Raw genomic sequence first — 13,975 nt, 5'->3', positions numbered from 1 at the left:
GCCTAGAGCCGGAACTGGGCTTGGAGTTGGGGCTGAAGCTCGGCTCGGAGTTGGAGCCGGAGCTGCGACTGGGGCTGCCGCTGGAGAGGGAGCTGGAGCCGGGGCCGCGACTGGTGCCAGGGCCGGGATCGGGGCTGGGGCTGGGGGCGGGGGCGGAATTGGGGGTGCGGCCGGTGTTGGTGGTTGGGGCTGGGCCGGTGGGGCTTATTGCTGCGCTTCTGTTGGCCCGCGCTGGTGTGCCGACGATCGTTCTCGAAGCTGCCGAACGGCGCCAAGCTGTCGGCTCCCGGTCCATCTGCGTGCACCGGGACGTCCTCAACATCCTCGAACGCGTCGGCGTCGGCCAAGCCGTGGTCGACGCGGGTGTCACCTGGTACCGCGGCCGGACCTACTTCCGCGATCGTGAAGTGATTACCGTCGAACTGCCGCGTGTCGAGGGGTTCCCGCCGTTCGTCAATACGCCTCAGACGGTTGTTGAAGGGATATTGCATACAAAGGCCTGTCTGGAGCCATTGATTGACCTGCGCTACGGGTGGAAGGTTGTTGGTATACAGCAGACTGGCCACGTTATTTTGTATACAGTCTGCGGGATTTTGGAGGGGACGCACTGCATTGCGGCGGACGGCGCGCACTCCACGGTCCGCGATCTGCTCGGCGTCACGTTCGACGGCCACTCGTTCGCCGATCGGTTCGTCATCGCGGACATCCGGGTCGACTTGGGCCACCCCGAGGCGGAGCGTCGTTTCTACTTCGACCCGCCGTGGCACCCTGGCCGCCAAGTCCTCGTCCACCCGCAGCCGGACGGCGTGCACCGCATCGACTGGCAGGTGCCCGAGGGCTTCGAGTTGACCGCGGACCACATCCGCGCGATCACCGGCGACCGGCCGTACGAGGTGCTGTGGCAGTCCACGTACCGCTTCCACCAGCGCCGAGCCGCCCGGTTCCGCGTCGGCAACGTCCTGCTGGCGGGCGACGCCGCGCACGTGATGAGCCCGTTCGGCGCGCGTGGCCTGAACTCGGGGGTGTGCGACGCGGACAACGCGGCGTGGAAGATCGCGCTCGACCGCGCCGGTGAGGCAGGCCCGTACCTGCTGGAGTCCTATCACGACGAACGCGCCGCGGCGGCCGACGAGAACCTGCGCGTCACCGGCGAGACCATGCGATTCCTTGTGCCGCAGACGGAAGCTGAACGCGCCCACCGCCGGCACGTGCTGGAGCACGGCCTGACGGACCAGATCGACTCGGGCCGACTGTTCGAGACCTTCCCGTACCGCGACTCACCGCTGACCACCAACGGCGACGGCGCACTACGCCCGCACAGCCACCGCTACGGCCCCGGCTTCACCGTCGAGGCGGACGCACTGATCCGCCCCGACGGCCACACCGCCGCCGTCGCACTGACAGGTCTAGGTCAGGCCGGCTTCGACCGCGCCGGCCTTGACCGCGCCGGCCTTGACCGCGCCGGCCTTGACCGCGCCGGCCTTGACCGGGCCGACGTTGACCGGGCCGACGTTGACCGAACCAGCCTCGACCGAACCAGCCTCGACCAAGCCCTGCGCCGCGCCAAGGGCTTCACCGCCGCCGAGGCGTCAACCTGAACCCCTCCGGCTTCAGCGTCAACGTCTCCGCAACCTTCAACCGATAATCCGCCGAGCCGACCAGGTCGTACCGCCGCAACACCGTGCCCAGCGCCAACATCGCCTCGTGCAACGCGAACTGCCGCCCGATGCACGCCCGTTCCCCCGTCCCGAACGGCTTGTAGACGTGCCCAGGCCGCGAACGCACCTGAACCGGCGAGAACCGGTCCGGGTCGAACGCCTCGGGCGTCGGCCACATCGCCGGATCCCGGTGCACCAACGGCAGCAGCACCAACGCCCACTGCCCCGCCCGCATCGGGTACTTCCCACCCAGCACGGTGTCCTCCCGCGCCTGCCTGGCGTACGCCGGCGCGGTCGGCCACAGGCGCAGCGCCTCGTCCAACACCCGCCGCACGTACCGCAGCTTGGCGACCTGCTCGAACTCCGGCACCTCCGCCGAACCCCACACCGAGTCGATCTCGGCCCGCGCCCGCGCGACCACCTCGGGGTGCCGCGACAGGTAGTACAGCGCGAACGACAACGCACCGGACGTCGTCTCGTGCCCCGCCACCAGGAACGTGATCACCTGGTTGCGGACGTTCACGTCGTCCAGCGCCCCGGACGCCAGCATCAACCCGAGCAGGTCCGTCCCCTGCGTCCCCCGCCGCGACCGGATCACCGAGTCCACCACCTCGGCCAGGTACGCCAAGTCCCGCCCGTAACGCTCCCGAGCCGCACGGCCGAACAGCTTGCGCACCAACGGAAACGTGACGGTCGTGCCCTGCGCGTACGCCAGCGACCCGGTCATCGCGCGCACGAACGGGTGGGCCGACGACCGCTCGAACGACTCGAACGAGTACCCGAACCCGACCCGACCGATGGTCTCCAGGGTCAGCTTGGTCATGTCCGCCGAGACGTCCACGACCCCACCCCGGTCCCACTTCTCGACCAGTTGCGCGGTCACGTCCAGCATCGTCGCGTGGTAGCCGCGCATCGCGCTCTGCGTGAACGCGGGCAGCAGCACGTCGTGCGCCGCCTTCCAGTTCGGCTCCTCGTTGTACGCGGTGAACAGGCCGTCGCCGCCGATGTCGCGCAACGCCTCCACAGCGAGCGCCAGGTGCTTGGAGAACCGCGACTCGTCGGCCAGTTCCGCGGACAGCTCGGCGCCGGCCACGAAGACGATCTCCCGCTTCAGGAACCGCCGGGTGAAGATCGGCCCGAGGCCGCGGGCCTGCTTCATGGTGTCCTGAACGGGCGTGCGACTGCCCGCGCCGACGACGTCACCGAGCAACGGCACCCGCCAGGGCGGATGCGGGATCGCGGTCGTGTCCATGGAGTCCGTCGCGGCCATCAGCGCTTCCCCTGGTTCGCCCCGCTCATCTTCCGCATCACCGCGTCGTTCGACATCAGGCGCTGCACGCCCGACGAGAACCCCGGGAACGCGCTGCCGAGCACGCTCAGCGCACGCAACTCCGGCGGCGCGACGTTCAGCTCGCCCTTGTCCCGCTCGATCGCGGCCAGCACGCCGTCCGCGACCTGCTCCGGTGACACGGTGCGCGTTCCGGCGGGCGGCTTGGCACCGGTGTCGGCGAACATCCCGGCGTCCCGCACGAAACCGGGCTGCACGACCGAAACTCCGACGCCGGTGCCGTGCAGTTCCTCGCGCAGCCCCAACGCGAACCCGCGCAGCCCGAACTTGGTGGCGTTGTAGAGCGACGAGTACGCGGAGGCGACCTTGCCCGACAGGGAGCCGACGTGCACGACGTGCCCGCGTCCGGCAGCGATCATCGACGGGAGCAGCGCGTGCGTGAGCGCGATCGGCGCTTCGAGGTTCACCGCGAGCGCCCGTCCGACCTGCTCGGGCGTGAAGTCCAGCAGCGCACCGCTCGCGGGCAGCGCGGCGTTCGCGACCAGCACGTCCACCGCGCCCACCTCCTCGATCAACCTCCGCACACCGTCCGGGTCGGCCAGGTCGGCGGTGACGGCGCGGGCCCGGGTCTCGGCGGCCAGCGCTTCCAGCTCGGTCGCCTTCCGGCCGGTCAGCACCAGCTTGGCGCCCCGGCGGGCGAACGCCCGGGCGATGGCGTGCCCGATGCCGCCGGTCGCCCCGGTGAGCAGAACGGTCATTCCCTCGACGTGCATGGCGACCTCCGTAGGCGGTACTGTTCGTTCGAACGAACAGTACCCTGGATGACGTCGACAGTGAATGGCGACCGGTGACAAGGCCGCCGAGGCAGAGCAGGGACAATGACGCCATGACGAGACCCGCCGAGACCCGGCAGCGGATCATCAGCGCCGTGCTGCGGATCGTCGGCGACGACGGGATCGCCGGCGTGACCAACCGGCGCATCGCGCAGGAGGCGGGCGTCTCGCTCGGTTCCGTCACCTACCACTTCGCCACCCAGCAGGACCTCCTGCGGGAGAGCCTGCGGTACTTCGTCACCGAGGAGACCAAGCGGTTCGGGGAACTGGCGAAGGAGAACTCGACCGAGTGCGCCGACCTGACGCAGGTGGTCGAGCTCGTCGGCCAGGTCGCCGAGGCCACCGGGACGGACAGCGAGCGCATCGCGCCGTACGAGCTGTACCTGCACGCCGGCCGTGACCCGGAGCTGCGTGCCGCCGCCGCCGAGTGCTTCGCCGCCTACGACCGGCTGGCCGCGACCGTGCTGACGTCCATCGGGGTGAAGGACGCCGACCAGGTCGCCGGCGCAGTGGTGGGCATGGTGATGGGCCTCAAGCTCCGCGCCCTCGCCACCGGTTCCGGCACCGAAGACCTGGTCGACGGCCTGATGCTGCTGGCAAAGGGTTCGACTACAACGACTACAGAGTAATTCCGGTCAACACCATGGTGCGTTCCTCGGTGAAGTCGACCATGGCCGACCGCACGCCCTCGCGGCCCGTGCCCGATCCCTTCACGCCGCCGTACGGCATCTGGTCGGCCCGGTACGACGGCACGTCGCCGATGATCACGCCGCCGACCTCCAGCTCGGCCGCCGCCTCGAACGCCACCGTCACGTCCCGCGTGAACACACCGGCCTGCAACCCGTACTCCGTGGCGTTGGCCTGCTCGAACGCCTCGGCCACCGAGTCCACCACGGACACCGCCAGCACCGGCCCGAACACCTCCTGGTGCCACACCCGCGCCGACGGCGGCACGTCCTGCACCACGGTCGGCTCGACGGAAGTCCCGTCCCGCCCGCCGCCGATGTGCAACGTCGCGCCGGCGGCCACGGCCTCGGCCACCCACTCCTCGACCCGCTTCGCGTTGTCCTCGTCGATCAGCGGCCCGACCTCGACCTCCGGGTCGTGCGGGTCACCGGTCTTCAACGCCCGCACCGCTTCCACCAGCTTCGGCACGAACGCCTCGGCCACGTCCCGGTGCACCAGCACCCGCTGCACCGCGATGCACGACTGCCCGCCCTGGTAGTTGCCGAACGTGGCGATCCGGGACGCGGCGAAGTCCAGGTCCGGCCAGTCAGGGCAGATGATCGCGGCCGAGTTGGAGCCCAGTTCCATCAGCACGTGCTTGCGCGGCGCCGACTCGGTCAGCGACCAGCCGACCGAGGTGGAGCCGGTGAACGAGATGACCGGCAACCTCTCGTCCGTGACCAGCGACTTCATCTCCGAACCACGCACCGGCAGCACGGAGAACGCGCCCTCCGGCAAGTCCGTCTCGGCCAGCAGCTCACCGAGCAGCAACGCCGACAGCGGCGTGGACGACGACGGCTTCACGATCACCGGCGCGCCCACCGCCAGCGCGGGCGCGACCTTGTGCGCGACCAGGTTCAGCGGGAAGTTGAACGGCGCCACCGCGAGCACCGGCCCGCGCGGCACCCGGCGCACGACGGCCATCCGGCCCTCGCCGTTCGCGTCGGTGTCCAGCCGCTGGAGGTCGCCGGTGAACCGCCGTGCCTCCTCGGCGGCGAACCGGAACGTGTTCACCGCCCGCTGCACCTCGATGTCGGCCCACTTCAGCGGCTTGCCGTTCTCCGCCGTGATGGTCTCCGCGATCTCCTCGGCCCGTGCCGCGATCGCCTGCGACACGTGCATCAGCGCTGTCGCCCGCACGTGCGCCGGTGTGCGGCGGAACTCCTTGGCCACGGCCGCCGCGGCGGCGACCGCGCGTTCCACCTGCTCCGGTCCCGGCACCGCGACCGAGGCGACCTCGGTGCCGTCGAACGGGTGGTGGACGGTGATGGCTTGCCCGCCCTGCTCGGCGTGTCCGGCGATCCAGCAGGGCCGCGGCTGCGGGGTGAACGCGTCCATAGGCCACACCGTATGCCCGTACGGGGTGATCCGACCTATCGATCTTGGAAGTGGTTTCGGACATACCCCGCATGGCCCAGGTAGTAGCGGTCGTGGCCCTCTTCCCGCTGCCGCGCGAACTCGGGCCGGTCGCGGATCATCGTGATCATGTCGTCCAGCCGGGCGAGCACCCGGCGCCCCAGCCCGGCCGCCGGCATGCCGTACTCGGCGCAGAACAACTCGGCCCGCCGCCACTGCTCGTCGGGCGTGCCGAACTCCGGGGAGAACGGCACCAGGCAGTACGCCGTGTAGGCGACGTCCCACCACCGCGGCCCCGGCCGGGCGGTGTCGAAGTCGAACACCCCGGCGGGCAGCCCGTCGCGGAACACCATGTTGTACGGCGCGAGGTCGTTGTGGCAGATCACCTCGACGGGTGACAGGGGCGGGTGCTGCCAGCCGTCGACCAACGACACCGCGCCGGATGACACCAGCGCCGCCGACGCGTCGTGCAGCCGGCGCGCCATCCGCGCCACGGCCACCAGGACCTCGTCCGTGCGCAGCGCGTCCGCCAGCGGCGGGTGGCCGACCTCACCCTCCAGGAACGACAGCACCTCGCGCCCGCGGTCGTCCACCCCGTGCGCGACCGGCGAGATGCCAAGCGGGGCAAGGTGTTCCAGCAGGCGGTGCACGTTCGGGGTCCACGGACCGGTCGGCCTGCGCACCGTCGACCCGACCCGCACCACCTCGTTGAGCCCGCCACCGGTGAGCGCTTCCTCTTCCACGCATGACATCCTTCACCTGCGCGGATCCGCCAGACGAGAGGTTTTTCCCCAGTGGCCGAGAGCAGCAACCGCCCTGTGCTGGTAGTCGACTTCGGCGCGCAGTACGCGCAGCTGATCGCCCGGCGAGTCCGGGAGGCGCAGGTCTACTCGGAAGTCGTCCCGCACAGCACGCCGGTGGCGGAACTGCTGGAACGCGACCCGCTCGCGATCGTGCTGTCCGGCGGCCCGTCGAGCGTCTACGAGCCCGGCGCTCCCCAGATCGACCCGAAGCTGTTCGAGGTCGGCGTCCCCGTCTTCGGCATCTGTTACGGCTTCCAGGCAATGGCCGGCGCCCTCGGCGGCACGGTCGAGCACACCGGCACCCGTGAGTACGGCCGCACCGAGCTGGGCGTCGAGCAGTCCGGCGGGCTCCTGCACGAGGAGCTGCCCGCGCACCACCCGGTGTGGATGAGCCACGGTGACTGCGTGACGAAGGCGCCCGAGGGCTTCACCGTGACGGCGACCAGCGAAGGCGCCCCGGTGGCCGCGTTCGAGGACACCAAGCGCCGGTTCGCGGGCGTGCAGTACCACCCGGAAGTGGGGCACTCGCCGCACGGCCAGGAGGTGCTGCGCCGGTTCCTGCACGAGATCGCGGGCATCCGGCCGCAGTGGACGACGTCCTCGATCGTGGACGAGCAGGTGGCCCGGATCAAGGCGCAGGTCGGCGACGGCAAGGCCATCTGCGGCCTGTCCGGCGGCGTCGACTCGGCGGTCGCCGCGGCCCTCGTCCAGCGCGCCATCGGTGACCGGCTGACCTGCGTGTTCGTCGACCACGGCCTGTTGCGCGCGGGTGAACGGGCGCAGGTCGAGCGGGACTACGTGGCCGCGACGGGCGTGAACCTGGTGACCGTGGACGCGCGCGAGCGGTTCCTGGACGCGCTGGCCGGCGTCACCGATCCCGAGCAGAAGCGCAAGATCATCGGCCGGGAGTTCATCCGGGTCTTCGAGCAGGCCGAACGCGACCTCAAGGCCGAGGGCGACTACTCGTTCCTGGTCCAGGGCACGCTCTACCCCGACGTGGTCGAGTCGGGCGGCGGCGCGGGCACCGCGAACATCAAGAGCCACCACAACGTCGGCGGCCTGCCGGACGACCTCCAGTTCACGCTGGTCGAGCCGCTGCGCGCGTTGTTCAAGGACGAGGTGCGCCGGGTCGGCACCGAGCTGGGCCTGCCGGAGACGATCGTGCAGCGCCAGCCGTTCCCCGGCCCCGGCCTGGGCATCCGGATCATCGGCGAGGTGACGGCGGAGCGCTTGGACATCCTGCGCAAGGCCGACGCGATCGCCCGCGAGGAGCTGACCAGCGCCGGTCTCGACCGGTCGATCTGGCAGTGCCCGGTGGTGCTGCTGGCGGACGTGCGCAGCGTCGGCGTGCAGGGTGACGGCCGCACCTACGGTCACCCGGTCGTGTTGCGCCCGGTGTCCAGCGAGGACGCCATGACGGCGGACTGGACGCGCCTGCCGTACGACGTGCTGGAGCGCATCTCGACCCGCATCACCAACGAGGTCAACGAGGTCAACCGGGTGGTCCTGGACGTGACGAGCAAGCCGCCGGGCACCATCGAGTGGGAGTAGCCACCCCTTGAACACGCGAAAGGCCCGTCCTCCCCAGGACGGGCCTTTCGCTTTCTCCGAACCCCCGGATCCCCCCGGATCCCCCCGGATCCCCCCGCTAGCGGCGCCGTCGAGCCGACCCCGCCAGGAGTCCCAGACCGATCACCATCGCCCCGCCGGCCAACGCCCACCTCAGGTCGAGGAAGTCCGGCCAGGCCGCGCCGTCGGAGAGCATGTAGGCGGCCGCGACCAGAGCCGCGATCCCGAACACCAGCCCCACCACGTCGACCCCACGCTTCTCGATCGAATCCCGGTCAGCCACGACTCACCTCCACGTCTCCGACTTCACTGCGCACGTCCAGCACGATCTTCAGCCCGCCCTCGCCGTCGGCGCCGTTGCTACTGACCTCCACGTGGCTGTCCTTGCCATCGGACTTCTTGTCCAGGCACGCCACCGAGCCGAGTTCGGCCCGGCAGGTCACCGTCACGTCCGCGTCGGCGGGCACCCTGACCTTCGCGCTCCCCAGCCCGACCTCGACCTCCGTGGTCACGGAACCCGTGTTCGGCAGGCCGGTCAGGTCCAGGTCCACCTCGCCGATGCTCGTCGTGTAGCGGGCGTCGACCTGCTCCACCGACGTCGGCTTGGCGTTGGTGCTGCCGATCCGGTCCGGGTTGATCCCGTCGAAGTCGATCGACGTGAGCGCCACCCCGAGCACCGACATCGGCACGACCAGCCAGAGCAGCCCGCGTCCACCGTTGCCGCGGAGCGCGCCGAGCACCATGCCCGCCCCGAACACCGCGACCAGGAGGCCGAGGACGTGCTCGAAGGTGAACCACGGCGAGTACGAAGACGCCACCAGCGACCCGGCCAGCGTCACCATGGCCGCGCCGAACGTGGCCACACCGACCCGTGACCTGCGGCGCACCTGCCGCGGTGCCGGGACCACCGGCGCTGCCGGCGTGCTGCTCGAAGGCTCAGGCAGGTCCCACGCGAACGGGGCCGCGCCGAGCGGGTCCCAGGCGGGCGGCGACACCCTCGCGGTCGTCTGGTCGTCCGTCGACACCGGTTCCCCCACGGTGAAGGCCGGTGCGTCCGGCCGGTTGAGCTGCCCGCGGCCGCGGTGCAGCAGGTAGATCGAGCCGACCGACAGCAGCACCCCGCCGACCATGGTGAAGCCGCCGTCGACGAAGAAGCCGGTCGCGGGGATCACCGCGATCCCGAGGAGGATGGTCAACGCGGTCGGCGTCGAGCTGCGGCCCCGTCCGAGCAGCGACTCCGCCGCCGACACCTCGTCATCGGCCTGCGCGAGCAACAACCAGCCCAGCAGGTAGATGAGCACCCCGGCGCCGTTGCACAACGCCATCGCGACGAACGCCACCCGGACGATCACCGGGTCGATCTGGTACCGCTGCGCGATACCGGCGGCGACACCGGCGATCTTGCGACCGTCGTGTGGCCGCCTGGGCCTGGTGGCCCAGAAGTCCCTCAGCGTCTCTTCGACGTTGGCTGCGCTGATGTTCCCGCTCACGATGACCAGCTTGCTCAAAGTCGCCGCGCCGCACATCGGGGACCCACCCTGAACCGCGCATCGGGTGGAACCCTGATGACCGGCCCCGACGCGCGTGTGACCATCGAGGGGTGAGTGTGGAGACGAAGACCGTCGTCGAGCCGGTGCGCCGCAGGCGGACGGGTCGGGTGGTCGCGGGCGTGGCGGGCGGTGTCGCCGACCACCTCGGCATCGAGGTGTTCTGGGTGCGGGCGGCGTTTGCCGCGTTGACCGCGCTCAACGGCGTCGGCGTGATCGCGTACGGCCTGTTGTGGCTGTTCGTGCCGCAACGCCCGGTCAGCGAACCCGAGGACGCGTCGAACCCGAGGGAACGCCAGCAGGCGCTCGGCCTGGTGGCGCTCGGCATCGCCGCGGCCGTGCTGGCCGGTCTGTTCTCCGGCCCGGTGAGCGGCTGGATCGCCGGACCGCTCGCGGTCGCCCTGGTCGGCGCCGCCGTCGTCTGGCGCGAGGCGGACGAGGCACAGCGCCGCCGCTGGCGGGACGGCGCGAAGTCCGGCTTCCTCGGCGCCGGCCGCAGCACGATCGTGCGCGTCCTGGCGGGCGTCGCCCTGGTCGCCATCGGCATCGGCGTCCTGCTGGTCAACAGCTACGGCATCGACCAGCTGCGGTTCGCGCTGCTCGCCGTCGTCGCCACGCTGGGCGGTGTGGCGGTGCTCACCGTGCCGCTGTGGATCAAGCTGATCAACGACCTGGGCGAGGAGCGCCGGGTCCGCATCCGCACCGAGGAACGCGCCGAGATCGCCGCCCACCTGCACGACTCCGTGCTCCAGACGTTGGCGCTGATCCAGAAGCAGGCCGAGCAGCCGCGCGAGGTGAAGCGCCTGGCCCGGGGCCAGGAACGGCAGCTGCGGGAGTGGCTGTACGGGCGGGTCATGGACGAGAACAGCCAGCCGACGGTCATGTCCGCGGCGATCGCCAAGGCCGCGGGCGAGGTGGAGGACAGCTTCGCGCTGGCCGTGCAGCAGGTCGTGGTCGGCGACTGCGAGCTGGACCCGAACCTGTACGCGCTGGTCCAGGCGGCCCGTGAGGCGATGGTCAACGCGGCCAAGCACGCGGGCGTCGGGGAGATCAGCGTCTACGGCGAAGTGGAGCCCGAACGGGTGACGGTGTTCGTCCGGGATCGGGGCAAGGGCTTCGACCCGGAGACCGTGCCGGAGGACCGGCATGGCCTCGCGGACTCGATTGGGGGGAGGATGGAGCGGCACGGCGGCGAAGTCCGGATCCGCACCCGGCTGGGTGAGGGCACGGAGGTGCAGCTGATGATGCCGAGGAAGACCGCAGACAAGCGAGAGACGGGGTCCAGGACATGACCGTCCGGGTGTTCCTGGTAGACGACCACGCGCTGTTCCGCGCCGGGGTTCGGGCCGAGCTGGACTCGATCACCGACGAGATCGAGGTGGTCGGCGAGGCCGGTTCGGTCGGTGAGGCCGTTGCCGGCATCGGCCACCACCGGCCGGACGTGGTGCTGCTCGACGTGCACATGCCCGATGGTGGCGGCGCGGAGGTGCTGCGGCAGATCCGCACGGCGCTGCCCGAGGTGGTGTTCCTGGCGCTGTCGGTGTCCGACGCGGCCGAGGACGTCATCGCGGTCATCCGCGCCGGTGCGCGCGGGTACGTGACGAAGACCATCTCCAGCCAGGAGCTGGTGCGCGCGGTCGTGCGGGTCTCGGAGGGCGACGCGGTGTTCAGCCCGCGGTTGGCCGGGTTCGTGCTGGACGCGTTCGCCGACCGGCCCGGCGCGGCCCCGATCAGCGACCCGGAGCTGGACCTGCTGACGCCGCGTGAGCGGGACGTGCTGCGGCTGCTGGCGCGTGGTTACGCGTACAAGGAGATCGCGTCGGAGCTGTTCATCTCGGTGAAGACGGTCGAGACGCACGTGTCGAGCGTGCTGCGCAAGACGCAGCTGTCCAACCGCTACGAACTGTCCCGCTGGGCGTCGGACCGCAGGCTCGTCTGAGGCCCGTCAGACTTCACTGGACTGGACGATCAGGAGCCTCTCCTGGCGGTACTCGACCACGAGCTCGTACCACCCGCCGGTCTCGGCCCCGGCCACCACGAACGTCACCCGGACCCGCACGACGAACCGGGTGGGCTGGTCCTGCTCCGCGCTGATCCCGTCGGCGTGGACCTGGTCGTACCGACCCCAGTTCGCGGTGTAGTCCTCGTACGTCGGCCGGTAGTGGGTGGCCAGGTTCTGGTACGCGGTGTACGGGTCGTCCGGCAGCGCCGCGTAGTGGCCGCGGACCAACGCCACCGCGTCCTCGGTGGTGTAGGACGGCGCGTTCCACGGGTGCGGCCCTCCTGATCCGGTGCTGCTGCCCGGCCAGGGAAGCAGGTACACGGCGGCGCCTCCGGCCCCCGCCAGGAGCAGCAGGGCCGCCACGATGGCCGGCACCAGCCAACGCCGCCGCTTGCGCCCGCCGGACGGCCCAGCGGCCCCCTCAGCGGCCTCCTCGGCAACCTGGTCGGCCGCCTGCTCGGCAGGCGACCCGGTGGTCTCCTCGGCAGGCGACCCGGTGGGCCGCTTGAGGCGCGACCCGGCGGCTGCCTTCCGAGGTGATCCGGTGGCCGACTTCGCAGGTGTCTCGGCGGCCGACCCTGCGGGCGATCCGGTGGTCGACCTGGCAGGCGACCCGGCGGCCGATCCGGCGGCCGACCCTGCGGCCGATCCGGTGGGCGATCCGGCGGTCCGCTGCGAGGACGACTTGGCCCGCCACTTCGCGCGTGGCTCGGCGGGCGGTTTCGCAGGTGTCTCCGCAGGCGACGCGGTGTGCGACTCCGCGTCGGACTGTGCGGGGTGGGACTCTGCCGGGTGCGGCTGGGCGGGGTGCGGCTGGGCGGGGTGGGAGTCTGCGGGGTGGGAGTCTGCGGGTGGATCGGCCAGCAGGCCGATCGCCTCCACGGCGGTCGGCCGGGTCGTGGGGTCGGTGGCGAGCATCCGCATAAGCACGCCGGTCAGCGGCCCGGAGCGGGTCGGCGGCTCGACCTTGCCCAGCGCGGCCCGGTAGAGCAGCCCGAAGCTGTTGTCGCTCACACCATGGGGTGATTGGCCCTCGGTCGCCGCGTACAGCGTCGCCCCGAGGGAGAACACGTCGGAAGGGGTGTCCGGCTGGTCACCTCGCGCCACCTCGGGCGCCAGGTACGCGGGAGTGCCGGTGATCATGCCGCTGCCGGTCAGGGTGCCGTCGCCCGCCGCGCGGGAGATGCCGAAGTCGGTCAACTTGACCGTGCCGTCCTCGCCGATGAGGACGTTGGACGGTTTCACGTCCCGGTGCACGATGCCCGCCGCGTGCGCCGCGGCCAGCGCGGCGGCCACCCGACCGCCGATCCGCGCCGTCTCGGCCGGGTCCAGCGTGCCCCGCTCGGCCAGCAGCGCGCCCAGGGTGCGCGCGGGCACGTACTCCATGACCAGCCACGGCCGGTCGTCCTCGACCACCACGTCGAAGACCGCGACCGCGTTGGGGTGCTGGAGCCGGGCCGCGTTGCGCGCCTCGCGCATAGCCCGTGCCCCGACCACCTGGACCTCCTCGAAGGCCAGGTCCGGCCGGAGCTCCTTCACCGCCACCTCGCGGTCCAGCAACGCGTCGCGCGCCAGCCAGACGACGCCCATCGCGCCGCTGCCGATCTGCTCGACCAGCGTGTACCTGCCGCCTACCGTCCCCCCGGACTCCGCCACGTCCAGGAGGGTAGGCGATCGGTCAGTTGGTCGAGACCAGCTTGGCCAGCTCACGGTCGAAGTCGATCCACAGGTCCTCCTCGCCGGGCTGGACCACGTCGTAGGTGAGGTCCAGGAACTCGGCGATGACCTCCGCCTCGGCGGACAGGATCGCGAAGCCCGTCGGCGCGTTCAGCTCCACCAGCACCCGCTCCGGGTCGTCGGCGGCCGGACGGACCAGGATGTCGCCCTCGCCCGCCGACGTCAGCAGGCCGTCCGCGAGCAGGTCGCGGGCGAAGATCCACTCGACCTTGCCCTGCCCGGTGTGGAACAGCACGGCTACCGCGTACGGGTCCTCGGGTTCGTAATGGAGTTCGGCCTCCACGGGTGCCGGGGTGATGCCCGGGACGAGGAGGTGGAACGTCGTCGTGATGGTGATGCTGTCGTTGCTCATGGCCTGTGGGTTCCCTTCCGGAGTCGTCCCTCTCATGTGAGGAGACGTCCGAGAGGCGGAATCGGGACGCGGTTCGCGTGAACACCATACGATCGGGGGAGACC

The 13,975-nt window shown here is 71.1% G+C and carries 13 protein-coding genes; 5 read left to right on the top strand and 8 right to left on the bottom strand.

Annotation, left to right across the window (positions count from 1 at the left end; genetic code table 11):
• The first annotated feature begins 20 nt into the window (after window positions 1-20).
• Window positions 21-1,598, top strand: coding sequence for an FAD-dependent monooxygenase (locus tag F4560_RS29090; RefSeq protein WP_246477895.1), 1,578 nt, complete (start codon window positions 21-23; stop codon window positions 1,596-1,598).
• Here the strand turns inward: F4560_RS29090 and F4560_RS29085 are convergent.
• Entirely contained in the window at window positions 1,573-2,928 is a 1,356-nt protein-coding gene (locus tag F4560_RS29085) for a cytochrome P450 (protein WP_184925317.1), read from the bottom strand. The genes F4560_RS29090 and F4560_RS29085 overlap by 26 nt on opposite strands.
• Complete coding sequence (locus F4560_RS29080) at window positions 2,928-3,719, bottom strand: SDR family NAD(P)-dependent oxidoreductase (protein ID WP_184925315.1); 792 nt, start codon at window positions 3,717-3,719, stop codon at window positions 2,928-2,930. Before F4560_RS29080 ends, F4560_RS29085 begins: the two co-directional genes overlap by 1 nt.
• 113 nt (window positions 3,720-3,832) lie before the next feature.
• Between F4560_RS29080 and F4560_RS29075 the strand changes: the two genes are divergently transcribed.
• Complete coding sequence (locus F4560_RS29075; protein WP_184925313.1) at window positions 3,833-4,408, top strand: TetR/AcrR family transcriptional regulator; 576 nt, start codon at window positions 3,833-3,835, stop codon at window positions 4,406-4,408.
• Here the strand turns inward: F4560_RS29075 and F4560_RS29070 are convergent.
• Together F4560_RS29070 and F4560_RS46305 are read right to left on the bottom strand one after the other, a co-directional pair.
• Window positions 4,398-5,843, bottom strand: coding sequence for an aldehyde dehydrogenase family protein (locus F4560_RS29070; protein WP_184925311.1), 1,446 nt, complete (start codon window positions 5,841-5,843; stop codon window positions 4,398-4,400). The two genes, F4560_RS29075 and F4560_RS29070, sit on opposite strands and share 11 nt — an antisense overlap.
• A gap of 35 nt (window positions 5,844-5,878) precedes the next feature.
• Complete coding sequence (locus tag F4560_RS46305) at window positions 5,879-6,604, bottom strand: aminoglycoside phosphotransferase family protein (RefSeq protein ID WP_184925309.1); 726 nt, start codon at window positions 6,602-6,604, stop codon at window positions 5,879-5,881.
• A gap of 51 nt (window positions 6,605-6,655) precedes the next feature.
• Between F4560_RS46305 and guaA the strand changes: the two genes are divergently transcribed.
• The gene (gene guaA / locus F4560_RS29060; RefSeq protein ID WP_184925307.1) at window positions 6,656-8,215 is read left to right on the top strand and encodes a glutamine-hydrolyzing GMP synthase; all 1,560 of its coding nucleotides are present in this window, start codon (window positions 6,656-6,658) and stop codon (window positions 8,213-8,215) included.
• Between the two features lie 97 nt (window positions 8,216-8,312).
• Here guaA and F4560_RS29055 read toward each other — a convergent pair whose 3' ends face one another.
• Window positions 8,313-8,516 (bottom strand): hypothetical protein, encoded by a 204-nt coding sequence (locus F4560_RS29055; protein WP_184925305.1) that lies wholly within the window; start codon window positions 8,514-8,516, stop codon window positions 8,313-8,315.
• Window positions 8,509-9,723 (bottom strand): PspC domain-containing protein, encoded by a 1,215-nt coding sequence (locus F4560_RS29050; protein WP_312869542.1) that lies wholly within the window; start codon window positions 9,721-9,723, stop codon window positions 8,509-8,511. Before F4560_RS29050 ends, F4560_RS29055 begins: the two co-directional genes overlap by 8 nt.
• Before the next feature lie 110 nt (window positions 9,724-9,833).
• Between F4560_RS29050 and F4560_RS29045 the strand changes: the two genes are divergently transcribed.
• Both F4560_RS29045 and F4560_RS29040 read left to right on the top strand, forming a co-directional pair.
• Entirely contained in the window at window positions 9,834-11,072 is a 1,239-nt protein-coding gene (locus F4560_RS29045) for an ATP-binding protein (protein ID WP_312869541.1), read from the top strand.
• Window positions 11,069-11,719, top strand: coding sequence for a response regulator (locus F4560_RS29040; RefSeq protein WP_033436784.1), 651 nt, complete (start codon window positions 11,069-11,071; stop codon window positions 11,717-11,719). Before F4560_RS29045 ends, F4560_RS29040 begins: the two co-directional genes overlap by 4 nt.
• Before the next feature lie 6 nt (window positions 11,720-11,725).
• Here the strand turns inward: F4560_RS29040 and F4560_RS43780 are convergent, their stop codons facing one another.
• Both F4560_RS43780 and F4560_RS29030 read right to left on the bottom strand, forming a co-directional pair.
• On the bottom strand, window positions 11,726-13,438 hold the full coding sequence (locus F4560_RS43780; protein WP_312869540.1) for a serine/threonine-protein kinase: 1,713 nt from the start codon (window positions 13,436-13,438) through the stop codon (window positions 11,726-11,728).
• A 22-nt stretch (window positions 13,439-13,460) separates the two neighbouring features.
• Window positions 13,461-13,871, bottom strand: coding sequence for an SsgA family sporulation/cell division regulator (locus tag F4560_RS29030; RefSeq protein WP_184925300.1), 411 nt, complete (start codon window positions 13,869-13,871; stop codon window positions 13,461-13,463).
• Window positions 13,872-13,975 lie beyond the last annotated feature (104 nt).

The sequence above is a fragment of the Saccharothrix ecbatanensis genome (assembly GCF_014205015.1).
GTDB classification, from domain to species: Bacteria; Actinomycetota; Actinomycetes; order Mycobacteriales; family Pseudonocardiaceae; genus Actinosynnema; species Actinosynnema ecbatanense.
The sequence above is the reverse complement of the archived record's forward strand: the minus strand, read 5'-3'. Positions and strand labels throughout refer to the sequence as shown.

Bases quoted from the DNA above. Each gene is read 5' to 3' on its own strand.
- F4560_RS29085 (WP_184925317.1), bottom strand. From the start codon at position 2,928: ATGGCCGCGACGGACTCCATGGACACGACCGCGATCCCGCATCCGCCC.
- F4560_RS29080 (WP_184925315.1), bottom strand. From the start codon at position 3,719: ATGCACGTCGAGGGAATGACCGTTCTGCTCACCGGGGCGACCGGCGGC.
- F4560_RS29075 (WP_184925313.1), top strand. From the start codon at position 3,833: ATGACGAGACCCGCCGAGACCCGGCAGCGGATCATCAGCGCCGTGCTG.
- F4560_RS29070 (WP_184925311.1), bottom strand. From the start codon at position 5,843: ATGGACGCGTTCACCCCGCAGCCGCGGCCCTGCTGGATCGCCGGACAC.
- F4560_RS29040 (WP_033436784.1), top strand. From the start codon at position 11,069: ATGACCGTCCGGGTGTTCCTGGTAGACGACCACGCGCTGTTCCGCGCC.
- F4560_RS29030 (WP_184925300.1), bottom strand. From the start codon at position 13,871: ATGAGCAACGACAGCATCACCATCACGACGACGTTCCACCTCCTCGTC.